Origin of the sequence: Vibrio nereis NBRC 15637, from assembly GCF_001591105.1 — a bacterium.
GTDB lineage: Bacteria > Pseudomonadota > Gammaproteobacteria > Enterobacterales > Vibrionaceae > Vibrio > Vibrio nereis.
The window spans coordinates 1-938 of sequence record NZ_BCUD01000052.1; the positions used below are offsets into that span (position 1 = coordinate 1).

The 938-nt window shown below is 35.8% G+C and carries 2 protein-coding genes; both read right to left on the reverse strand.

Annotated features, from left to right (window positions below; translation table 11 throughout):
• A partial coding sequence (locus VNE01S_RS18715) for a TIR domain-containing protein (protein WP_061781663.1) occupies positions 1-407 on the reverse strand: 407 nt, incomplete at its 3' end.
• Positions 407-868, reverse strand: a complete 462-nt coding sequence (locus VNE01S_RS18720; RefSeq protein ID WP_053397054.1) for a hypothetical protein — start codon at positions 866-868, stop codon at positions 407-409. The genes VNE01S_RS18715 and VNE01S_RS18720, both read right to left, overlap by 1 nt.
• Positions 869-938: the final 70 nt, after the last annotated feature.

Consider the following 938-nt stretch of genomic DNA (forward strand, 5'->3'; position numbering starts at 1 on the left):
AGCGCTTGCCTATACTTTGAGCGAAGCGAAAATGGCAAGCGTTGCGAATCACTCTTAAATGCTTTGTTAGCTTTTTTTAGTTCTGCACGTAAGTATTTGTTTATGTAATTTAAGTTGATTGACTGATTTCCGTTTAACGGAATACTAATTACAGGCGTATTGTTTTTATTTGCTCGGTCGATTTCCAACCTAACCCACTTAGATTTTGAAACAGAATCAGTGTTAAGTAGCACGACCAGATCAGAATTATCTAGTTGCTTAATGACAAATTTTTGTTTGTCTTTTGCGTCATTATCAATGATGTCTACAAATGGCTTGCCGTAATCAGAGACAACCTCTGATATAAACTTAAGATGATCAACTGTGATCATCTCATCTCGAAGGGTATAGCTAATAAAAATGTTCATTACGCAATGCGACCTTGAGAAAACAAGAAAAATCCAACTACTGACAAAGACATTAGAACGAAGTAAAGCGACATAGATAAATTAAACATAGCGTTACCCCAACTAACATTTACTATTGAGATATTATCGGTTGAAAGTTGGTTTCTTGATGCTATTGCCTGAAGCCTTATATTCATTCGTTTTCTGGTAACTCGTTGATAATAATATGCAGTAAAGTCAGCAACCCAAAAGCCAAACGCAACAAGAAAGGGAACTACAAAATATGAAGGGTCTAGAGTATCAGATGTTAGTTTTCCAAGTGCGACAGCTGCTATACCGATTACCGCAACACATAGTTTTTTAAATTCGAAACAGTTTTGACTAATTTTCAACGTCGCTTCATGAAGTTGATCAACTTCAGCCCAGTCCATTTCGTCAGCAGCATTACGCTTGTACTCTTGAAAATTACTGTCATCACTCATTCAATCTAATCTCTATTTTTTCTTTATATGCCGCTATTATACTGGATAGTATTGCGATAAAAAGCTAACG